The following is a 23,616-nucleotide window of genomic DNA, read 5'->3' on the forward strand; positions in this document are numbered from 1 at the left end:
AACCTTTTATAAACAATTTTAAAAAACTAATTATTTACTTTTGTTAAGAGCCTGTTTAAATTTTGTTTTTGAGATTTATTATTAGAGGAGTTTTGAGTGAAACGAGGCAAATTTTTACAAAATAGCAGAGCTACTGTATAAAAATTTAACGAAGTTGTAACCAAAAATAGTCATAAGAGAGCCAATAAATAAAACTTAAACAGGCTCTAAGTATCAAACTTTAAATTCCTTAGTAATATGAGCAAAAGTTTACCAGAAAAATACAGGCATCCCTACACATTTGATAAAAAATACAAAAAATCTGCCGTTTATTTCTCAATGGAATTTGCTATCGACCAAAGCCTCAAAATTTATTCAGGAGGATTAGGATTTTTGGCGGGTTCACACATGCGAAGTGCCTATGATTTAAAACAAAACTTAATTGGAATTGGAATTTTATGGAAAAGAGGCTATTATGATCAATACTTAAAAGAAGATCTTTCCATGGGAGCACTTTTCAGAGAGAAGAATTACAGTTTTCTGGAAGACACAAACATTCGATTCACTATAAAAATAAACAATTACGATGTTTGGATTAAAGCATATTTCCTGAAACCGGAAACCTTTGGAACTGTACCAATGTTTTTTCTCTCTACAGATGTGCCTGAAAATGATTATTTAGCCAAATCAACCACATTCAGATTATATGATTCCGATCCAAGTGCCAAGGTAGCACAAACTATGGTCTTGGGATTGGGTGGAGCCAAATTACTAGATGCCTTAGACTACGAACCGGACATTTACCATTTAAACGAAGCCCATGCTGTTTCCTCAGTCTTTCATTTGTACAACAAATACAAAAGTGCTGAAAAAATCAGAGAAAAAATGGTTTTTACCACCCACACTCCTGAGGAAGCCGGAAATGAAAAACACGACATTTATTTTCTGGAAAATTTAAGTTTTTTTGATGGTATTCCATTAGAAACAGTTAGAGAAATAACAGGTATTCAGGACAACATTTTCAATCATTCGCTTGTTGCATTGCGATTAAGCCATAAAGCCAATGGAGTGTCCAAATTACATGGAGAAGTTTCCAGAGACATGTGGAAAGATTATTCGGGAATTTGCCCAATAACACATATTACCAACGCTCAAAGCAAAAAATACTGGGTAGATCCTTGGCTCGATGACGCTCATGCTGGCAAAGACAGGGAAGAATTAATCAATAGAAAAAAGCGACTGAAAACGAAGCTATTTGAAGTGGTAGCCGATCAAACCGGGAAAATTTTCGATCCCGATATTCTAACAATCGTATGGGCAAGACGTTTTGCCGAATACAAAAGACCGGATTTAATTACCCGTGACTTTGAAAAATTCAAAAGTTTGATGACAGATACCAAAAGGCCTATTCAAATTATATTTGCGGGGAAACCTTATCCAACAGATTGTGGCGCGATTCATAATTTTGACAACCTTATGCATATCAGCAAAGAATTCAAAAATATGGCGGTACTTATTGGCCACGAATTAAAATTATCCCGACAACTAAAAAAAGGGTGTGATGTTTGGTTAAACAACCCAAGAGTAACGCGTGAAGCTTCGGGAACTTCCGGTATAACTGCCGCAATGAACGGAGCCATTAATTTCTCTACCAATGACGGATGGATTCGTGAATTCAAAGATTTAAACGAAACCAAAAATTCATTTGTATTACCTATAGTTGATCACAATTTGCCAACATACCAACAAGACCAAATGGATTTACATAATTTGTATAGTATGCTGGAAGAAGAAATTCTCCCACTCTATTACGACACTCCAGATGAATGGTGGGATTTGGTAGAAACCAGTATGCAGCAAGTTGTACCATTTTTTGATTCTGCCCGAATGGTTGATGAATATTACACCAAAATGTACAGCTAAAAAAAACAATTTCAATGACAATGGCAAAATTGCAATGTCATAAATATTCAAACTAAAAAAAAGACTCAAAACCTCGTTATCTAAAAAAATGGCGAGGTTTTATTTTTATATGATTTTAAAGAAGATTAAATTGCTAAATATTTAAAATAATTTAAGCAAATCGAATAATTTCAAACGTTTTCGTAAATTAGCACTCATTACAAAAAACACATTTTAAACCTATGGATTTAAACTTCAATAAAAACGAAGATCATAATAAACTTTTACTATCTGAACTCAGACAAAAATTTGCCAAAGTCAAACTTGGTGGCGGTGAAAAAAGAATCGAAAAACTCCATGCCGAAGGCAAAATGACCGCCCGGGAACGTATTGATTATCTTTTGGACGAAAATTCAAAATCAATTGAAATTGGTGCTTTTGCAGGTAAAAATATGTACACCGAACACGGTGGATGTCCATCTGGCGGTGTTATTGTTAAAATTGGATATATCAAAGGAAAACAATGTATAGTTGTAGCCAATGATGCCACTGTAAAAGCGGGTGCATGGTTCCCAATTACTGCAAAGAAAAACCTGAGAGCTCAGGAAATAGCATTGGAAAATCGCATACCTATCATCTATTTGGTTGATAGTGCCGGTGTTTATTTACCATTACAAGACGAAATTTTTCCAGACAAAGAACATTTTGGGCGCATCTTTCGAAACAACGCTATCATGAGTAGTATGGGAATTACCCAGATTGCAGCCGTTATGGGTAGTTGTGTTGCCGGTGGTGCCTATCTTCCCATTATGAGCGATGAAGCCCTGATTGTAGACAAAACAGGAAGTATTTTCCTTGCAGGAAGTTATTTGGTAAAAGCTGCTATTGGCGAAAACATCGATAACGAAACTTTGGGCGGAGCGACCACCCATTGTGAAATATCAGGAGTGACTGATTATAAAGCCAAAGATGACAAAGACGCTTTGGACAAAATAAAAAACATAGTCGATAAAATTGGTGATTTTGACAAAGCTGGATTCAGCCGAATCAAAGCTGAAAAACCCGCCCTTGACGAAAAGGAAATCTACGGCATTTTGCCAACAACCAGAACCGAACAATACGACATGATGGAAATCATCAAACGATTGGTCGATAATTCTGAATTTGAAGCTTACAAAGAAGGATACGGACAATCACTGATTACCGGATATGCTAGAATTGATGGCTGGGCTGTAGGTATCGTTGCCAATCAAAGAAAAGTGGCTAAAACAACCAAAGGTGAAATCCAATTTGGCGGTGTGATTTACTCTGATTCGGCAGACAAAGCAACACGTTTTATTGCTAATTGCAATCAAAAGAAAATTCCTTTGGTATTTGTTCAAGATGTTACCGGTTTTATGGTTGGCTCCAAATCGGAACATGGAGGTATCATAAAAGACGGTGCCAAGATGGTAAATGCTGTTTCAAATTCGGTTGTACCAAAATTCACTGTCGTAGTCGGTAATTCTTATGGTGCAGGAAACTATGCGATGTGCGGCAAAGCATTCGATCCGAGATTGATATTCGCCTGGCCAAGTGCTGAATTAGCTGTTATGGGCGGAACTCAAGCTGCAAAAGTATTGGCACAAATCGAAGCCTCTTCTTTAAAAGGAAAAGGAGAAATTGTTGATGAAGCCAAAGAAGCAGAATTATTTGCCAAAATAAAAGCCCGCTACGATGATCAGGTTTCACCTTATTACGCCGCTGCGCATCTATGGACAGATGCCATTATTGATCCATTAGAAACCCGAACTTGGATTTCAATGGGTATCGAAGCAGCCAATCATTCGCCTATCGAAAAGAAATTTAATTTGGGAGTAATCCAAGTTTAGATACAACCAAAAACTGTTTGAATTTTCACACACTCCCGACAAAATCGGGAGTTTTTTCTATTATATCGTTAAATTTAGCTTTCAATCGTAAACATAAGACTTTATATTTACACGAAATAAGTATCTTTATCGTTGACCAATCGAAATTGATTCTCAAAAACTACCTCTTCTCGTCATTTATGAAAAAAATATTTTTTCTTTTTTTATTCAGTCAATTATATATTCAATGTAAATCTGTAGAAGAGCACAACGAACATTTAAACGACTTGATTGCAGAAAGCAGACTAAAACAGGATGTAGATTTTACATATGAGAAACTGCAACGTTTACACCCCAAATTAAATTGGTATATATCAAAAAAAGAACTTGACTTTAAATTTGACAGCCTAAAAAACACAATTACAAAACCGATGACCAGTTTTGAATTTTATAAAAAACTGAGTCCTGTGGTAGCTTCTATTCGACAAGGACACTTGATTGTTTCTCCTGCATCGAAAATCCTAAGTAAATCAGAACAGAAAGCTATGAAAGACAAAGGTGCTGGTCCTTTTTCTCAATTTGAATTTGAATTTATTGATGATAAAATGTATGTTATAAAAAACAAATCTGACGAAAATTCAATAAAGCCAGGAGCTGAACTTATAGCCATTAATAATAAAAAGACAAGCGAATTAATTGCCGAATACAACTCCTTATTCACATCGGACGGTTACAACAAGACGTTCAAAAGAAAAAGAATGCCAAATATGTTTCCTGCATTTTATGCTTATGAAAATGATATTCAAGACAATTTATTTTTCAGCTTCAAACAAAATGACTCAATAGAAGTCCTTTGTATCAAAAGAAAAAAAGAATCTCCCTTAAAAAACAAAAAAAGTGCAGTCAAGATGAGCATGATGGCACCAGGGGACAACCAAATTATAACAAGTAAAAGAGACAAAAACACTTATGGTTATGATGAAACTACAAAAAGAAATAACCGCAATTTAAAATTCATTGAAGAAGACAATAGTGTTGCATTACTTAAAATCAGACATTTTGCTATAGGAAACCCTTCCCGTTTCTATAAAGAAAGTTTTAAGAAAATGCAATTGAACAATACCAAGGTTTTAATCATCGATTTAAGAGACAATTCAGGAGGTTCAATAAGTGATGTTGAAAATTTATACAGCTATTTAGCCGACACAACTTATGTATTTACAGATCCTTTTCAAGTAGTTTCAAAAAATACTTTGATTAAAAAAACACCTTTTAGCGACTCTCCCTTTTTAGCCAAAATCCTTATAGCTCCTTTTTATACTCCCTATACGTTTTTTAAAATCCATAAAAAGGAAGATGGTAACTATTATGCCTCAACTTCAACTTCTAAGCCAAAATCAATAAACAAAAATGCTTTCAAAGGCAAAATATATGTAATGATAAACGGAGGTACATTTTCGGCTTCTAGTATTATTTCAGCTAATTTGAAAGGCTCAAACAGAGCAACTTTCGTAGGCGAAGAAACAGGCGGAGCTTACAACGGAACTGTCGCAGGAGTAATGCCAACTATTAAACTTCCAAATTCCGAAATAAAAATAAAAATTGGTCTAATGGTTGTTGCTCCTTTTTATAAAACTCCAATTGAAGGACGCGGCATTTTTCCAGATAAAGAAATCGTACATACCTTACCCGATTTAATCAATCGAGAAGATTTAGAATTGGAGTGGATTTTGAATGATATCAAAAAGAATTCTAAAATTCTTAATAAAAACGAAAACAACAAAAATATAACGTTAAAATAACAGCGTTCGCAATTTAAATCACAAAAAATTATTCATATATCGTTAATTTTTAATAACTTAGTATTACAAATTTAAACCGAAAATACTATGAACAATGTGAAAGCTTTAAATAAGTGGGCCAATGCACACACTTATTTACCGATTGACTTACTCAGAATGGCCCTTGGTGTTTTTTTATTTATGAAAGGGGTTTATTTTTTTTCAAACTCACAATATTTGGTTGACATGCTATCGCCTATTGAAAGCTTAGACAGATTCGGAAGCGTTGAGATGTTTGCGATTCATTACATAGCCCCAGCTCATTTGATTGGAGGAATTTTAATCTTCTGTGGCTTATTAACTCGATGGGCCATTATATCACAATTACCTATTTTAATCAGTGCCATTATCATCAACTTTATGGGACAAATGCACCATCAAAATTTATTAGTTGCGCTTCTTTGTTTAATTATTTCTCTCTTTTTCTTATTATATGGAAGCGGAAAAAATTCAGCAGATTACTTTTTCAAAATGCAAGTATAATAACAACTCAGAAATATAAAATACTATAAACAAAAAAGAGAGGAATGCACTTCCTCTCTTTTTTGTTTATAGTATTTTACAAGTTTATTTAACCGCAATAAGTTCTTTGCTTTCTTCTCTCATTATCTTACCAGTAGCGGTTTCCTTAAATTTAGGAATAAATACAATCTCTTTTGGTTTTTCATATTTATCCAAAACATCAAACACAGAATGATCTATTTCTATCGGTGATCCTTCAACATAAAGAACAACATGTTCTCCCAAGATATCATCTGGCAAACCGGTCACAAAATAACGTCTTGGTATCAAAGTAGATAATTTACTTTCCACTTGCTCAGGCATAATTTTTATTCCTCCGCTATTGATTACATTATCAAAACGTCCTAACCAAACAAATTGAGTGTCCGAAATTAATTCTACGATATCATTCGTAACGATTTTTTCGTTTCCGATATTTTTAGCAACGATTTCCAAACATTGATTTTCATTAACAGAAACAGTCACATGAGGCAAAGTAGTAAAAGCTTTAACACCTACTCTCTTAGCTGCAATATGCGTAATTGTTTCAGTCATACCATAGGTTTCATAAATCTCAATTGGTAATTTAACCAACTCTTGCTCTAATGATTTATGAATTTTAACCCCTCCAATAATTAACTTTTTAATATTTTTTAATTTGTCAATTGAATTTTTTGCCTGAAGAGGCACCATTGCTGAAAAATCATACTTCTGATCATTATGATCCAAAGGATGTGAGCTTGGCGGAACAAAATCCATATCCAATCCCAAAATAAAAGCACGAATAAACATCATTTTACCGGCTACATAATTAGCAGGTAAACAATGTAAAACTCTATCTCCTGGTTCAAGCCCAAAAAAGTCTCCCGTTGCCAAAGCAGATTGGACCATGGCGCTTTTTTCTATTCTAATTGGTTTTGGAGTTCCTGTTGTACCGGAAGTGTACATATCGATATATGATTTATCATCAAACCAGTCCAATAAAAAATCTCCTACTGACTGTTCAAATTCTTCTCCTTCTTTAATAAAACTATAAGCAATTCTACATAAATCTTCTTTTGTCAAATGATAGCCATTCAACTTAAAACGGTTGTGCACATTCTTGTGTGTTACTGCATCCATAATGATAATTTTGATATTTTAGGCATTAATCTTAAGCTATTTATACAACAGTCCCAGTCAATTTCTCCCTCCAACCAGTCCAGTTGTATTTTACTCCAAATATAATCAAAAGTAAGGGATAAATCACAACAACAGGTAAGATAATATCCAGTCCTGCCTCAGGTTCTGACACATCTTTAAAAATAGAATACGTTTGAAAAGCGGACCAATCCGAAGTCACTAATAATGCACCAATTAGGTTATTTGCAGCATGAAATCCGAAGGCCAATTCTAGTCCATCATCCATCAAAGTCATTACTCCTAACATCAATCCGGTTCCAATATAATAGACCATAATTATATTCCCCATCTTACCTACCTCTGGATTAGCAAAATGCATCAACCCAAAAATACTGGATATCAATAATAAGGGAAGCCATTTATTCTTAAATAAATTGGCAAAGCCCTGCATCAAATAACCACGAAAAATCAATTCTTCAACACTGGTTTGTATTGGAACCAAAAGAGTAGAAATCACAACCAAAATCAAAAACGGAATTGGCTGAAAATTAAATTTAAAATCTGCCGGATTAAGATAATACATCACCAATGTCGAAATCGCAGTAAATAGTGACCAAATACAAAACGAATACCCCACTCTTTTCCAATCCATTTTTTCTCTGGAAGTAACTACTGAAAGAAACGTTTGTTTATGCAAAAAGCGAACTACAAAATAAATCCCTCCCAAAGCAAATACAAAAGGGATAAGTAACAAAAACAAATTCAGATTTGGTTCAAAAAAATGCAATAATTCTTCATCAGTAGTTGGGTATTTTTTTCCATCAAATACTGTCTGAGCCATCAATAAACCCAACATAGGCATTTGACCCAAAAATGAAGCCCCAATCACAAATATGGAGCCTAAAATATATTTCCAAAATTTATTTTCACTATTAATTCCCTGTTCTACAAACATTTGATCTTTTTTATAAACAAATTATACTTCAAATACTTTTTCAAATCTTATTTTTGCCCGAATCAAAATAATTTTAATTTTCTAACTCTCATACAAAATGATACAAATATACCATAATCAACGTTGCGGAAAATCAAGAAGTTGTTTACTTTTTTTAGAAGAATCCAACAAGGAAATCGAAATCATCAATTACCTAAAAACTCCACCAACTGCAACCGAATTAAGCACATTGCTTCAAAAATTAGATTTATCACCAATTGAATTAGTTCGTCAAAAAGAAAGTATTTGGATAGAAAACTTCAAAGGAAAAACACTGACCGACGAACAAATTATTCAAGCAATGGCCGATAACCCCATTCTCATCGAACGCCCAATAGTGGTTAATGGCGACAAAGCAATTATAGGCCGTGATCTTGAAAAAGTAATTCCTTTTATTTAGACATTAACATTAATTTAGGATATCAACTTTAAACCTTTACAAGCTTTCTCTATCCAAAGAGAAACATTTATTTACTATTTAATGAAAAATTTAAAATTCACACTGGTTCTTTTGTCCCTTTTTATTGGACTATCCAACTATGCACAACAAGGACCTCCTACGATATTCAAAGTAAAAGTAATAGGTAAAATTGTAGATAAAAAGAGCAACCAGCCCTTGGAAGATGCAACCGTTACCTTGAAAAATACTAAAAATCCAAAAGCCCTTTCCGGAGGAATTACTAATAATAAAGGAGAATTTAGTGCTGATGTTGTACCGGGAATTTATGATATTACGATTGAGTTTATTTCGTTTAAATCAGTCACAATAAAAGGGAAAAACATAACCGAAAGAACTTCTCTTGGCACTATCTCACTTGAAGATGATGCTTCGCAATTAAATGAGGTAGTTGTCCGTTCCGAAAAATCATCGGTCGAAATAAAACTGGACAAAAAAGTATACAATGTTGGTCAGGATATGATCGTAAAAGGAGGAACAGTAAGTGATGTTTTGGATAATGTTCCTTCTGTTTCTGTTGATACCGAAGGAAATGTAAGCTTAAGAGGAAGTGATAATGTCCGAATTTTAATCGACGGAAGACCTTCTTATGCCGTAAATATAGCCGAAGCTTTAAGACAACTTCCTGCTGATGCCATCGATAAAGTTGAAGTTATAACTAATCCTTCAGCAAGATATGATGCCGAAGGTGGTTCTGGGATTATCAATATTATCCTTAAAAAAGGGAAAAACCAAGGTTTCAACGGAACTTTTATCGCCTCAACGGGTATTCCAGAAACTTACGGTTTAAGTGCAAATCTTAATTACAAAACAGAAAGATTAAACTACTTCACCACTGCAGGTTACAACCACAGAACAAATGAAGGAGGCGGTAAAACTAATTCTCAGTATTTTAATGACGACGGTTCTGTTAAAAATTATTTAGACGAAGACCGTGACACGAAAAGAACCAATGATGGTTTTAACGGAAGAGCCGGTCTTGAATGGACAGTTGCTGAGAATACGTATTGGACAAATGCAATCAATTATGAAAAATATACAGGTGATTCCAATGATATAATCAACTACAACAACTATGATGCCGCTCATAATTTCACTGGTTCCACTTATCGTTTGAACAATGGAGATACAGGTAGTGAAAACGTTTCATATAATTCAAACCTGATTAAAAACTTCAACGATAAAGGTCACAAACTTACAATTGATGGTTCGCTTTCAAGAAATACTGATGACAGCCAAAGCATTATTACAGGTTCAAACAATTACAACAACACCTTAAACAATCAGGTTCAAAAACAAGCACAAATTCAAGCTGATTATGTACTGCCATTAGGAAAAGGTAGCCAATTTGAAGCAGGATACAAAGGAAGTTTTGGAGATTTAAACAACCAATATTACGTACTTGACGATCAAGGGGCAAGAATAGACAATTTATCAAATACTTTAGAATACAAAGAAAACATCAACGCTCTTTACACACAGTATGGCTTCAAAGTAAATAAATTCTCTTATTTATTTGGTTTGCGTTGGGAAGACACCAATATCCACGTAAATTTATTGGACACTAACGATTTTAACACCAAAAAATACAATAATCTATTTCCAAGTGCCTTCGTTAGCTATGAAATTTCAGATCAAAGCAACTTGACTACAAGCTATAGCAAACGTCTAACAAGACCTAGAGGACGTTTTATGAACCCAGCTGTAAATTATTCTAGTAACGTTAATATTTTTCAAGGAAATCCAGATCTAGACCCTTCTCTAACCGACAAATTTGACTTTGGATACATCAAGCGTTGGGATAAGGTAACATTTAATACATCAGCTTATTTTGAAAACACAAAAGACGTTTTCAGCTTTGTTCGATCTCAAACTGGTGATTTAGTAAATGGTGTCCCTGTAGTTAAGAGTCAACCGATTAACTTAGGACATGAACAAAAATATGGTTTTGAATTTACCCTAAATTACACCCCATTCAAAATATGGAGAGTAAACAGTAATTTCAATTTATACAATGTAAAAACTACTGGAGAGCATACATACACAGATACTAATGGCAATTATATTGTTCAGAATCTTGACAACCAAGCCAACAACTGGTTTGCCAGAGTGAATTCAAAATTGACTCTACCTTACAAAATCGACTGGCAATTGAATGCCATGTATAACGGAGCCCAAAAAACGGCACAAGGAAGAAGTTTGGACCAGTTTAGCATGAATACCGCTTTCAGCAAAGACCTAATGAAAGACAAAGCGACATTAGCGTTCAATATCAGCGATATTTTCAACACCAGAAAAATGAGATCCTATACTTACCTTGACAACCAAACATCGTATAGCGAAATGCAGTTCCGTAAACGTCAATTCAATTTATCGTTTACTTACCGTTTCAACAAACCTAAAAACGACAAAGAGAAGAATACACAACCCAAAAATGAAGGAGGGGGAGATAACGGAGATTTTCCTGGATAATCCCCTCCCAATACCACAAAAAAAGGACTCGCAAGCGAGTCCTTTTTTATTTGTAAAGTGAAAGAAACTATGCTTCTTCCTCTTTTTGTTTTGCTTTCTTTTCTTTGTAAGCTTCCCAAGTTGCTCCTCCTACCCAGTAAGATACGAAACCAACCAAGAAAAACATTAACCAAAACCCCATTGTAAGGATGGTCAAGAAAAGTAAAAAGCCTAAATACTGGTGAAATTCAAACATGTTTTCCGGAATTTTTGAATGTAGCGACAAATGTATGATTTAAATCTTTTAAAGCCAATAAAATCAGTAAAAACTATGAAATATTTGTTAAAACACTTATTAACATCAAAATTCAAAGTCAAATAACCTCAACTTGATTTTTTTAAGGAGCAGAACATTTGATTTTTTTTTACGAATATCCACCCGCTTTCCGTTGCAATCTCTTGTACTGAACCCCAGTACAAGAGGATTTCCACTTTAATCGGGGCTAAACATCAACAATCTATTTTCTAAACCGTACCAAAATTATCAATACCTCAAACTAACAAATAATTTTTAAGATTAAATTATCAAATTATCATTATAAAGCACAAAATTTTCCATTATACTTGCAGTTAATAATTATATTTGTTCATCTAATATTATAAAGATTTATGGAAGCATGTATCTCGGTTTTTGATATGCTAAAAATTGGTGTTGGCCCATCCAGTTCACATACACTTGGCCCTTGGCGTGCTGCCGAGCGCTTCTTAAACGAACTGAAAAGTGAATTTGATATTAACAAAATCACGAGAGTTAAAGTCGATTTATACGGTTCTCTTTCATTAACAGGAAAAGGACACGCCACCGATTTTGCAGTTATGCTCGGATTAAGTGGTCAAGACCCCGAATACATTCCTATCCAAAATATCGAAGGAATCATCAAATCGATCGAAACCAAAAATGAAATCCTTTTAGGAAACCAAACGCCTATTCCTTTTTTCATACTTCAGGACATTGTTTTCAATAAAAACTTTCTTCCATTCCATGCCAACGGATTAACATTCACAGCTTACTTCAATGATGAAACCAAATATAGTTCTACATTTTACTCCATAGGAGGCGGATTTGTTGTTAAAGAAGAAAGAGAAGATGTACAGGCTAAAGAAGCCATAAAATGCGCTTTCCCCTATCCTATCGATAAAGCCAGCGAACTTTTGGCTTATTGCAAAAATGAAAACAAAACCATTTCGGAAATCATATATGATAACGAAAAATCCATGCGTCCCGAAGCGGAAATTCACCATGAATTAATGCGTATTTGGAAAACCATGTTGGAATGTATGTATATTGGCTGCCATTCCGAGGGAATACTTCCGGGCGGATTACACGTTCGAAGACGTGCCTTTGACATGCACCAAAATCTAATTGGTTTATCCAATTATTCCACACCACAGGAATGGCTCGAAGAAATCAGGAAAACCGAAGTTAAATTTCGCCAAATTCTAAAATGGGTTAGCTGTTTTGCATTGGCGGTAAACGAAGTAAACGCGGCTCTAGGACGAGTAGTCACCGCTCCTACCAATGGAAGCGCCGGAGTAATTCCTGCCGTTTTAATGTATTATTTGGTTATCGAAAACCATCAGGGCGGCGAAAACGAAATCAAAAAATTCTTGATGGTTGCCGGTGAAATAGGGAGTATTTTCAAAAAAGGCTCTACCATCTCTGCGGCAATGGGTGGCTGTCAAGCCGAAATAGGCGTTTCGAGCGCCATGGCTGCGGGTGCACTATGCGAATTGTTAGGCGGAAGCCCGGAACAAGTTTTAATGGCTGCTGAAATTGCTATGGAACACCACTTAGGCCTAACCTGTGATCCAATCGGTGGTTTAGTACAAATTCCTTGTATCGAAAGAAACACCATGGGAGCCATAAAAGCCATAAACGCTGCCGAACTCGCTCTAGAAACCGATGCCAAAAACGCCAAAGTTTCCCTTGACAAAGTTATAGACACGATGTGGCAAACCGCCAAAGACATGAACTCAAAATACAAAGAAACTTCCGAAGGTGGACTGGCAGTTGCCGTGAATATGGCAGATTGCTAGTAAAAGTTGGAGGTTAGAAGTTAGAAATTAGAAATTCTAACCTCTAACTTCCCATTTTCCTGTCCAATTCTAATTTTGCAATAGGATTATAAACTATTGGAATTTCTTCGATAACTACATCGCTTTTACTTAACTCAGACCATTTTTTTGCTTACATATCCAAACTTCTGCAACATCTAACTAATGTTTAACTGAACAGTAAATTTACTGCCCGATCCTAATTCGCTTTCAACAGAAATTTTTCCTCCCTGCGCTTCAATAAACTCTTTGCTTATGGCAAGTCCAAGGCCAGTTCCTTCCTTTACCGTTCCCGGAACTCTGAAATATTTATCAAAAATCTTATCTTTATATTGTGATGATATACCAAGTCCATTATCTATCACACTTATAAAAATATTTTTTGAATCCTTTTCTACTTCGATCCTAACAGAGGAGTTTTCATAGGAATAGCGAATAGCATTTGAAATTAAATTTGAAATCACCCATACTGTTTTCTCTTTATCAACAAGTATTTCAGGTAAATTTTCTTCAGTTATCAGCTCCAGTTTTATTTTATTTTGTTCTGCAGTACTTTTTGTTGACTCTATTGCTTGCATCACAATTGGCTTAACAGCACAATGCTCAATGTTTATCTTGGTTTTTCCGGATTCTACTTGGGTAATATTCAATAGCTCACCTGTGGTCTTTAATAACCTATTGGCATCATCATAGATACTGTGAACCAATTCTTTTTGTTCCTGATTGAGTTCGCCAATGCCTTCATTTTCCAATAATTGCAAACTCATTTTCATAGAAGCAATTGGTGTCTTGAATTCATGTGAAACGGTTGCTATAAAATTGGTCTTGGCTTCATCAAGCTCTTTATAAGCAGTTACATTACGCAGAATAATAAATGAACCAATGTTTATCCTTTCTTTCTCACCTGTTGGAATTATCTCGATGGGAATAAATTGTTTTTCAAAATAACTTTCTTTTTTATCGGCATAAATTTTCAAAGTTTCAGGTTTACTTTTGATTTCATTATCAACCAAATGTTGTAACAAAGAGCGTATTAAATCATTTGAAATTGCTACTTCATTAGCAGATTTCCCTATAACTTCAATAGCTTTCAAACTGGAAATATTCAATGCTTGTTCGTTAACAAATAAAATGGTGTTCTTATCATCTAATCCTATAACCGGATCCCGCATATTGTTTATCAGTGTTTCAACACGCTTTTTCTCCATCATGAGTTTAGCCAAATTACTTTCATTGTATTCTTGCAATTTCATAGCCATTGTGTTGAAAGATCGGGCTAAATCACCAAACTCATTATGACTTTCAAAATGAACACGTTGTTGGTAATTTCTATCTGCAATTTGACGAATACTATTAGTCAAGTCCCTGATAGGGTTAGCTATGTTGCTTGGCAAATTTATAAGAAGGGTAAAGGCTATGACAAAACAAGTGGTACCGGTTAAAGAGATCCATAGTATTGCATCCTGAGCTGTTTTGGAAGCTATATTGCTTTTTCGCTGAATAGCATCCATATTTACCTTCATAATATCAAAAATATCATTACGGATTTTACTAGCTAAAAGACTTGTATTTTGTTTTTTATACATTACAATATCTTCGATAAGATTTTGAGTAAACTCGTCTTCACCGATTTCGGTTATATTTTGGGATTGCAATTTTAAAAACTTGTCAAATTTTTCAAAAGATTTTCCTTCCTTTTCAATTTTTCCTAATTCTTTAAGCATATTTCTGGAATAATCCAATGAATTGTAATTTGCTACAAGTATGTTTTCTGTGTCATTGGATAATTTATATACTTGGCGGGTGGCTAATCCTACAAGTAATACAATCAGAAAAAATAGTAATCCAACGCCAAGCGTAAGTTTTGTTTTTATTTTCATCTATGTAAAATTTATTTGTCATCGGTCATATATGTTATGCTTCGCCAATTCGCTACCGCTCGGGCCGCCTTTTATTTATCGGTGTTTATCTCACAACATTATATTTTCTATCGGTGTTCGATGATTTTCAATTGCTTGCGCAAACTTGTTGTCAATGGCGATTTCATTTTTTCAGCTTAAAATGATTAAATCGATATCACTCGAAGATAATTTATTTAGCAACTCTTTGAAAATATTCGTAGAAAGAATGACTTTCATTATATTCATTCGCGGTTTTCCAATACAAACCGTTGTTACATTTTTTTGCTCCGCCTGTTCAATAATGGCTTTGGCTATTTTGGTATGTTCAATTTTGACAACTTCTGCTCCGAGTTCGGTGGCTAACTTGAAATTATTAATAAGGTGCCGTTGCTTATCAAGAGCAATTTTATCAACACTTTCATTAGGCAATTGAACATATAAAACATACCATTTACTGTTATAATAGTTAGCTAGTCTTGCTGTTTTTCGAATAACTCTTTTGGCGGTATTCTCATTGCTGCTAATGCAGGCAAGAAATTTTTCGTGTCTTATTGCTTTATTTTTTGGTACTTCAATTTCAACTTTTCGTTCCACCTGACTGGCCACCTCTTTAAGTGCCAATTCCCGAAGTTGTAATATATGTTCACTTTTAAAGAAATTTTTAAGTGCCATTTCTATTTTTTCGGCCTGATATATTTTACCTTCTTTTAGACGTGTTATTAATTCGTCTGCGGTCAAATCAATGTTTACCACTTCATCGGCCTGAGCCAAAACGATATCGGGAATCCGTTCTTTCACTTCAACATTGGTAATGCTTTTCACCTCTTCATTAAGGCTTTCAATATGTTGGATATTTACAGCACTGATTACATTTATTCCTGCTTCGAGAATTTCCATAACATCTTGCCAACGCTTTTCGTTTTTACTTCCTTCGATATTAGTGTGTGCCAATTCATCAACAATTACCACTTCAGGCCGTAAATTGATAATTGCCTGCACATCCATTTCCTCAAGTTCCTTGCCTTTATAAAAAAGTTTTCTTCTTGGAATCAAAGGAAGGCCTTCCAATAAATCTTGAGTCTCTTTACGGTTATGAGTTTCGATATAGCCAATTTTAATATCAATTCCGTTTTTTAGTAGAGAATGCGCTTCTTGAAGCATACGAAAACTTTTGCCTACACCGGCACTCATACCGATGTAGACTTTAAATTTCCCTCTACGTGATTTTTTTATTAAATCGAGAAAGTGCTGTACATTATCTTCCCTTTTATTTTCCAAAATACAACTTTTTTAGTTGGGTTAAAATGAAATAGCCAAAGCTGTTACCATTGCAAAATTTTGCCTGGACAGCTCATTGCCATCAGTAAAAATTTCATCCTTGCTACTCAAATTTCGGACTTCAATACGCCAAACTACATTGTCATAAAAATTATAATCTAAATTTACGGAATATCCATAAGTTTGAAAGCCATTTGGTGTACCGGTTGCAATTATTACCTGATTTTTATCTGAATAATACTCTTCCCTAGCTGCAATATCTATTTTGTCGGTGACTTTATATTTTGCAACTAAAACGGGTGAGTACCAACAGTTATAACTTTCACTTCCTGTGCTTTTTTGCTCTACCCCAATGTCAAAACCTGTAGTCACCCCCCATTTTTCATTAAGTTGGAATTGTCCATAAAGGTTATGAAAATAGCGCATCTGTTTTGAATCGTCCGGCTTATCATTGCCAATAAACGAGCTGCTGTTCAAGGTTATTATTGTGTTGGGTTTATAGGTTAACTGGTGCCCAAAAGCTAAGGTTTTATTTCCGTCAACACGCTGAATGCGCTGCCAACCGTTTAAAACCAATCCGCTTAAAAACCATTTGCCATTATTGGAAGTGTAGGATATTTTTACACCACTTTCATAATAAGGCGAATTCTCAGCAGGAATACTTCGGGTTAAATTCCAACAGTCTTTACCAATTGCGCTTTCAAAACCTATATGTGAAGAAAATATTCCCGCATCTACCCAAAGATTTTGGGTATTTGAAAGTTTTACCCCGGCATTGGCTTCATAAATATTTTTTAAAACACCTTCTTCGGCAGCTAAATTCGCGTTACTGTAGGTTCCTGTCATTAAAGCTAAGTTTGCCCTAACATTGTCTTTTTCATACGCTGCCTTGATAAAACCTAAATTTAAATTCACTTCGTTATGACGATTGTAAGAATAGAGGAAAGCGGGACGGGTATTGTTTTCCGGCTGACCAAAATCATAAGCATAGTATGTTTCTATATATCCACTTATTTTTAAGGGATTTGCTTTTTTTACAGTATCAGTTTGCGCTTGTAAACCAAATGAGGAAAGAGCTGCTAACAGGCTTGCTATTTTTGAATTCATTTTATTTTAATTTATCTAAAGCGATGTTTAATTTAAGGACATTAATTTTTTCGGGACCAAAAATTCCCAACAAAGGGTTTTCAGTATTTTTGCTAATTAACTGTACCAATTTTTCTTGTTCGATGTTTCTAATTTTGGCGATTCGTTTAATCTGAACTTTTGCTGCCTGTACCGAAATATTCGGATCTAGTCCACTGCCACTTGCCGTAACTAATTCGGCAGGGATTTCACTTTTTTTAATTTCGGGATTCTGAATCAAGAAAGTGTCGATTCTTTTTTGGACTTCGGCCAAATACTGCGGATTGCTTGGTCCTTTATTACTTCCTCCGGAACCTGCCGCGTTATAGTTTACGGCAGATGGTCTTGAATTAAAGTATTTGAGATCGGTAAAAGATTGACCTATGTTGGCATACTGCTTTTTACCATTTACTTCAAGGATTTCCCCTTTTCCGCTATTGGGAGTAATTTGAGCAATTCCTAAAATGAACATGGTGTAAATTACAGAGAAAAAAACCAAGCATAAGGCTGTCAATTTTATTCCTGATATAATGTGTGTTTTCATCTTTATTATTTTTATTTTACATGAATAATGCTACTACAATATCTATTGCTTTAATCCCAATAAAAGGGACAATGATACCTCCAAGTCCGTACCAAAGTAAATTTCTTCTCAATAAAGCCGATGCCCCAATCGGTTTGTAAGCAACTCCTTTTAAAGCTAGCGGAATCAAAAACGGAATCACAATAGCATTGAAGATAACTGCCGATAAAATGGCGGTTTCAGGACTATGCAGCTGCATGATGTTCAATCCCTGCAATGAAGGAATAGCTGTTATGAAAAGTGCAGGGATGATGGCAAAATACTTAGCAACGTCATTGGCAATGCTAAAAGTGGTCAAAGTCCCCCTTGTCATTAACAATTGTTTCCCGATTTCGACAATTTCAATCAGTTTGGTTGGGTCGTTATCCAAATCCACCATATTACCGGCTTCTTTGGCAGCTTGAGTTCCACTGTTCATAGCAACTCCAACATCGGCCTGAGCCAAGGCGGGAGCATCATTGGTACCGTCACCCATCATCGCAACCAACTTACCAAGCTGCTGCTCATTTTTGATGTAATTCATTTTGTCTTCGGGTTTTGCCTCGGCGATAAAATCATCTACACCTGCTTTTTCTGCAATAAACTTGGCTGTTAGCGGATTATCTCCTGTTACCATCACGGTTTTTACCCCCATTTTGTGCAAACGCTCAAAACGTTCCTGAATTCCCGGTTTTATAATATCCTGTAATTCGATAACCCCCATGACTTTTTCATTAACTGAAACAACCAAAGGTGTTCCTCCATTTTTAGATATATTGATGACATTTCCCTCAATATCTTTTGGAAAATTGTTACCCGCTTTTTCGCTTATTCCCTTAATGGAATCGGAGGCTCCTTTTCGGATTCTTGTGCCGTCGGGTAAATTGACACCGCTGCATCTCGTCTCGGCTGTAAATTTGATAAGTGTTGCTCCATCAATAGAGAGCTTTTCTTTGATACTCTCACCCGCTAATTCAACAATCGATTTCCCTTCGGGAGTTTCATCTGCCAAGGAAGAAAGCATACAGTATTTAACGAAGTCTTTTTGATCTACATTCTCCGTCGTATAGAACCTTGTAGCTTTTCTGTTTCCTATAGTTATTGTACCTGTTTTATCGAGTAACAATACATCAATATCACCGGCAGTTTCAACTGCTTTACCTGATTTTGTAATTACATTGGCGCGCAAAGCCCTGTCCATACCGGCAATACCAATTGCAGATAAAAGCCCTCCGATTGTTGTAGGTATCAAACAGACAAACAACGAAATAAAAGCCGCTATGGTGATTGGAATATGGGCATAATCGGCAAAAGGTTTTAAGGTAACACAGACAATTATGAAGATTAAGGTAAAGCCTGCTAGAAGTATCGTTAATGCGATTTCATTAGGTGTCTTTTGTCGTGAAGCACCTTCGACCAAGGCAATCATTTTATCCAAAAAGCTCTCCCCAGGCTCGGTTGTAACTTGTACCTTAATTTTATCGGATAATACTTTTGTCCCTCCGGTCACGGAACTTTTGTCCCCTCCTGCTTCTCTAATAACCGGCGCACTTTCTCCTGTAATTGCACTTTCATCAATGGTAGCCAAGCCTTCAATGATTTCGCCGTCTGTTGGAATAATATCCCCTGTTTCACAAATGAAAACATCTCCTTTTCTTAGACTTGATGACGGAACAACGACTAGTTCATTTACATACATGTCCCCCACTTGTTCTATTTTTTTGGCAGGAGTTTCTTCACGGGTTTTTCTCAAACTGTCCGCTTGAGCTTTACCTCTGGCTTCGGCTATTGCTTCCGCAAAATTGGCAAAAAGTAATGTAAATAATAGAATTAGAAAGATTGCAAAATTATAAGCAAAACTTCCTTGGGACTGTTCTCCGGATAAAATCCAAAGACAAACACAAAACATTACTGCTGTACCGATTTCTACGGTAAACATAATTGGATTTCTAAAAAGTGTGGCAGGGTTCAGCTTTAAAAAAGATTGTTTTAAAGCTTCTAGCATTAACTCTTTCTGAAACAATGATTTATTTTTAGTTTTCATTATAGTTTTATTTTATAGAAAAAAATTCAGCAATCGGCCCTAAAGCCAAGGCAGGAAAGAAAGACAAAGCAGCGATGATAGCAATGACAGAGAAAATCATCAGTCCAAAGGTTGCAGTATCCGTTTTTAAGGTTCCAGCACTTTCAGGAATATGTTTTTTATTGGCCAAAATTCCTGCGATTGCAATCGGCCCTATTATTGGTAAGAATCTTGATAAAATAAGCACAATTCCTGTTGTGATATTCCACCATGGATTGTTATCACCAAGACCTTCAAACCCACTACCATTGTTTGCCGCCGAAGAAGTGAATTCATACAGTATTTCGCTAAATCCATGAAATCCCGGATTATTCAATGTACTGGCTCCTTGTTCCGGAAATGCTGTTGAAAGTGCCGTTCCGGCTAAAATCAATACTGTGTGCAATAAAGCGACTATCATGGCAATTTTCATTTCCCGGGCTTCAATTTTCTTTCCTAGAAATTCAGGTGTACGCCCCACCATCAATCCGCTAATGAATACTGCAAGAATGATGAAAATGTAAAAATTCAATATTCCGACACCACAGCCACCGTAAAAACAGTTGACCATCATGGCTAACAATTGATTCATACCCGAGAGCGGCATAGCACTGTCATGCATTGAATTTACTGAACCTGTTGAGATTACTGTCGTGGCAATACTCCAATATCCCGAAGCTGCTGCCCCAAATCGCACTTCTTTTCCTTCAGTAGCTCCTTTAGAAGTATCTATTCCCATAGCGGCAATCTTTGGATTACCATTCATTTCTGTAATTACTGTAGGAATGGTCAAAGCCAGAAAGCCTATAGTCATCACACTGAAAATCATCCAGGAAAGTTTACGACGTTTCAAATAAAATCCAAGGGCAAAAATCATGGCAAAAGGAATAATTATTTGCGCCACCATTTCGACCATATTGGTAAAATAATTGGGATTTTCAAAAGGATGTGCCGAGTTGGCCCCAAAAAAACCTCCCCCGTTCGTACCAACATGTTTAATTGCAGTAAATGCGGCAACAGGCCCTTGAGAAACCTGAACAGTGTCTCCTTGTAGTGTCGTCATTGTTTGTTTTCCCTCAAAAGTCATTGGAGTACCGTTAAACAACAAAATAACGGCTACAATTATTGAAATAGGAAGCAAAATTCGAGTGCATGATTTGATAAAATAGTTGTAGAAATTCCCCAGATTCTCGGTAGTCCTTTCTTTTAAAGCGTTAAACAATACTGCTGCGGCTGCCAATCCGATTCCGGCTGAAACGAACTGTAAAAACATTAAAAACAATTGTCCCAAATAACTTAAACCGGTTTCCCCAGAATAATGCTGAAGATTGCAATTCACAATAAAAGAAATAGCGGTATTAAAAGCCAAATCAGCTGTCATGTTCGGATTATTGTCGGGATTAAGCGGAAACCATCCTTGGCACATTAAAACGAACATAGCCAATAAAAACCAGATCATGTTCAATGTTAGCAAAACAACCATGTGTTGTTTCCAGTTCATTTCTTTTGTAACATCAATCCCGCTAATCTTATAAAACAACTTCTCAATTGGATTGAAAATAGGATCTAAAAATGTCTTTTGACCCAAATAAACTTTAGCAATGTATTTTCCTAATGGGATTGACAATCCCAGTGTAATGAGGAACATTGCAATAATTCCTAAAATTTCTGTATTCATGATTAAAATTTATCAGGTTTTACCAACACATAGCAGATATATACAAATACTGCTATCGCAATTATAAATAAGGCTATCATATCTTAAATTTTTTCGAAATAATTAATCGATGCAAATAGGAGTGCAAAGCATAGCAGTCCAGCTCCAACTAAAATTAGTGTCATCATAAAAGTGTTCTGTTTTTCATTTTGGTTTATGTTTACTTTTTTTGTTCATTTTTAGAATACATGCCAAAAGCAAGCCAAATTCCAAGACTAATTTCTAACCCTTTGATTTCACACGTTTTATTTTTATTTCTGAATTTCGGGCAATAAAAAACCCTATCGAAACGATAGGGTTGATACTTTCAAAACGATAGGGTTTTAACTTATTTTGTATTCTTCAAGCTTTCTATAAAGCGTTGTTAAGGCGATTCCGAGCAGTCGGGCTGTTTCTGTTTTGTTGCCATTAGTGTAGTTCAATACTTTTTGAATATGCAGTTTTTCGGTCGAAGCCAATGAAAAAGCAGAAAGTATTTTATTCGAATTTTCGGTATTGGAAGGCTCCAATTGCTGAATTTCGATTGGAAGACTGTCAGGCATAAGCGCTTCATTCGTTTCTAAAATAACACTTCTTTCGATTACATTTTTTAGTTCACGAATATTCCCGGGCCAAGTATGCATTTTAAGTAAATGAACAAATTCATTTGATAAGGTTTTGATTCTTTTATTGGTTTTTAAAGCGAAGAAATGCAAAAAGTGCTTCGCAAGGGTTTCAATATCTGCAACACGTTCTCTTAATGATGGCAAAGGAATTTGAAATACTGACAACCGATAATACAAGTCTTGGCGAAAATTCCCTGCTCCAATTTCTTTTAATAAATCGCGATTGGTCGCTGCAATAATTCTGATATTTACTTTGGTTATTTTGCTTTCGCCAATTTTAATAAATTCCCCATTTTCAATGACACGCAACAGTTTTGCTTGCAGATCTATAGGTAATTCACCTACCTCATCCATAAAAATGGTTCCATTATTGGCTTCCTCGAATAAACCTTTTTTGTCTTTTGTTGCCCCTGTGAATGCTCCTGAAGTATGCCCAAACATTTCACTTTCTAACAAATCATGACTAAAAGCGGAACAATTGATTGCTACAAAATTTTCGTTTTTTCTATTACTTGATTGATGGATTGCCTGAGCAAAAACCTCTTTTCCTGTTCCGGTTTCACCTGTTAGCAAAACCGTTGTATCGGTGGGAGCCACTTTTTTGGCTAATTCAATTCCTTGTTGCAATGCTTTGGAATTCCCGATAATTCCTTCGAATGAAAATTTAGCATCTAGTTGTGCTTCGTATTGCGCAACTTTTTTGGTCAGTTTTACTTTTTCAACGGCTCTGTGAAGCAATGGGATTATTTTGTTATTGTCATCACCTTTAACTATATAATCGAAAGCTCCGTTTTTGATAGCCTGAACTCCATCGGGGATATTTCCATATGCGGTCAATAGAATTACCTCGGTATATGGATTCTTTTCTTTTATAATTGCTGTTAAATCAACGCCATTTCCGTCAGGAAGCTTAACATCACAAAGCACTATATCAATATTGCTTTGTTCTAGTTTTTTCAAACCTGTTTTGCAATCTCCTGCTTCTATAACTTCAAAACCTTCCAAATGGATAATTCTGGCTATAAGCTTACGAAGTTTCTCTTCGTCGTCTATGATAAGTACTTTTTTCAATGGAGTAGAATTTGTACAAAATTACAGTTTTGATAAATGAAATAGCGATTAATGAGGATAAATCGTTGGTTTTAAAAAAAATG

The 23,616-nt window shown here is 35.3% G+C and carries 18 protein-coding genes; 7 read left to right on the forward strand and 11 right to left on the reverse strand.

All coding sequences use genetic code 11. The features are described 5' to 3' along the window. Positions 1 to 237: 237 nt before the first annotated feature. From glgP to OZP12_RS14850, 4 genes are all read left to right on the forward strand, one after another. Positions 238 to 1,902, forward strand: a complete 1,665-nt coding sequence (gene glgP / locus OZP12_RS14835; protein WP_281225810.1) for an alpha-glucan family phosphorylase — start codon at positions 238 to 240, stop codon at positions 1,900 to 1,902. Between the two features lie 221 nt (positions 1,903 to 2,123). Then, entirely contained in the window at positions 2,124 to 3,752 is a 1,629-nt protein-coding gene (locus tag OZP12_RS14840) for an acyl-CoA carboxylase subunit beta (protein ID WP_281225811.1), read from the forward strand. A gap of 179 nt (positions 3,753 to 3,931) precedes the next feature. Next, the gene (locus OZP12_RS14845; protein ID WP_281225812.1) at positions 3,932 to 5,533 is read left to right on the forward strand and encodes a S41 family peptidase; all 1,602 of its coding nucleotides are present in this window, start codon (positions 3,932 to 3,934) and stop codon (positions 5,531 to 5,533) included. Between the two features lie 87 nt (positions 5,534 to 5,620). Beyond that, the gene (locus tag OZP12_RS14850) at positions 5,621 to 6,055 is read left to right on the forward strand and encodes a DoxX family membrane protein (protein ID WP_281225813.1); all 435 of its coding nucleotides are present in this window, start codon (positions 5,621 to 5,623) and stop codon (positions 6,053 to 6,055) included. Between the two features lie 84 nt (positions 6,056 to 6,139). Here OZP12_RS14850 and OZP12_RS14855 read toward each other — a convergent pair whose 3' ends face one another. Beyond that, the gene (locus tag OZP12_RS14855) at positions 6,140 to 7,195 is read right to left on the reverse strand and encodes an AMP-binding protein (RefSeq protein ID WP_281225814.1); all 1,056 of its coding nucleotides are present in this window, start codon (positions 7,193 to 7,195) and stop codon (positions 6,140 to 6,142) included. Between the two features lie 40 nt (positions 7,196 to 7,235). Next, positions 7,236 to 8,150, reverse strand: a complete 915-nt coding sequence (locus OZP12_RS14860) for a CPBP family intramembrane glutamic endopeptidase (protein WP_281225815.1) — start codon at positions 8,148 to 8,150, stop codon at positions 7,236 to 7,238. Between the two features lie 97 nt (positions 8,151 to 8,247). Here OZP12_RS14860 and arsC point away from each other — a divergent pair, with 97 nt between their 5' ends. Both arsC and OZP12_RS14870 read left to right on the forward strand, forming a co-directional pair. After that, on the forward strand, positions 8,248 to 8,589 hold the full coding sequence (gene arsC / locus OZP12_RS14865) for an arsenate reductase (glutaredoxin) (protein WP_281225816.1): 342 nt from the start codon (positions 8,248 to 8,250) through the stop codon (positions 8,587 to 8,589). Between the two features lie 81 nt (positions 8,590 to 8,670). Beyond that, positions 8,671 to 11,118: a TonB-dependent receptor gene (locus tag OZP12_RS14870; RefSeq protein ID WP_281225817.1), complete on the forward strand. Its 2,448-nt coding sequence runs from the start codon at positions 8,671 to 8,673 to the stop codon at positions 11,116 to 11,118. Between the two features lie 67 nt (positions 11,119 to 11,185). Here the strand turns inward: OZP12_RS14870 and OZP12_RS14875 are convergent, their stop codons facing one another. After that, the gene (locus OZP12_RS14875; RefSeq protein WP_116795336.1) at positions 11,186 to 11,353 is read right to left on the reverse strand and encodes a hypothetical protein; all 168 of its coding nucleotides are present in this window, start codon (positions 11,351 to 11,353) and stop codon (positions 11,186 to 11,188) included. A gap of 413 nt (positions 11,354 to 11,766) precedes the next feature. Between OZP12_RS14875 and OZP12_RS14880 the strand changes: the two genes are divergently transcribed. After that, complete coding sequence (locus OZP12_RS14880; protein WP_281225818.1) at positions 11,767 to 13,194, forward strand: L-serine ammonia-lyase; 1,428 nt, start codon at positions 11,767 to 11,769, stop codon at positions 13,192 to 13,194. Positions 13,195 to 13,370: 176 nt separating this feature from the next. On the opposite strand, the gene OZP12_RS14885 is transcribed toward OZP12_RS14880, so the two are convergent. The 8 genes from OZP12_RS14885 to OZP12_RS14915 form a co-directional block, all read right to left on the reverse strand. Beyond that, positions 13,371 to 15,092 (reverse strand): sensor histidine kinase, encoded by a 1,722-nt coding sequence (locus OZP12_RS14885; protein WP_281225819.1) that lies wholly within the window; start codon positions 15,090 to 15,092, stop codon positions 13,371 to 13,373. A 171-nt stretch (positions 15,093 to 15,263) separates the two neighbouring features. Then, positions 15,264 to 16,391 (reverse strand): sensor protein KdpD, encoded by a 1,128-nt coding sequence (locus OZP12_RS14890; protein WP_281225820.1) that lies wholly within the window; start codon positions 16,389 to 16,391, stop codon positions 15,264 to 15,266. 21 nt (positions 16,392 to 16,412) lie between these two features. Beyond that, the gene (locus OZP12_RS14895) at positions 16,413 to 17,498 is read right to left on the reverse strand and encodes a porin (RefSeq protein WP_281225821.1); all 1,086 of its coding nucleotides are present in this window, start codon (positions 17,496 to 17,498) and stop codon (positions 16,413 to 16,415) included. Between the two features lies 1 nt (position 17,499). After that, positions 17,500 to 18,060 carry a K(+)-transporting ATPase subunit C gene (locus tag OZP12_RS14900; RefSeq protein WP_281225822.1) on the reverse strand — a complete coding sequence of 187 codons (561 nt, stop codon included), beginning with the start codon at positions 18,058 to 18,060 and terminating at the stop codon, positions 17,500 to 17,502. 16 nt (positions 18,061 to 18,076) lie between these two features. Next, on the reverse strand, positions 18,077 to 20,122 hold the full coding sequence (gene kdpB, locus OZP12_RS14905; RefSeq protein ID WP_281225823.1) for a potassium-transporting ATPase subunit KdpB: 2,046 nt from the start codon (positions 20,120 to 20,122) through the stop codon (positions 18,077 to 18,079). A gap of 7 nt (positions 20,123 to 20,129) precedes the next feature. Beyond that, positions 20,130 to 21,818, reverse strand: a complete 1,689-nt coding sequence (gene kdpA, locus OZP12_RS14910) for a potassium-transporting ATPase subunit KdpA (RefSeq protein ID WP_281225824.1) — start codon at positions 21,816 to 21,818, stop codon at positions 20,130 to 20,132. 2 nt (positions 21,819 to 21,820) lie between these two features. Continuing rightward, positions 21,821 to 21,898 (reverse strand): potassium-transporting ATPase subunit F, encoded by a 78-nt coding sequence (locus OZP12_RS20650; RefSeq protein ID WP_432419531.1) that lies wholly within the window; start codon positions 21,896 to 21,898, stop codon positions 21,821 to 21,823. Between the two features lie 282 nt (positions 21,899 to 22,180). Next, a complete protein-coding gene (locus tag OZP12_RS14915; RefSeq protein WP_281225825.1) occupies positions 22,181 to 23,533 on the reverse strand; it encodes a sigma-54-dependent transcriptional regulator in 1,353 nt (450 codons plus the stop codon). Between the last annotated feature and the right edge of the window lie 83 nt (positions 23,534 to 23,616).

The sequence above is a fragment of the Flavobacterium aquiphilum genome, assembly GCF_027111335.1.
In the GTDB taxonomy this organism is placed as follows: Bacteria; Bacteroidota; Bacteroidia; order Flavobacteriales; family Flavobacteriaceae; genus Flavobacterium; species Flavobacterium aquiphilum.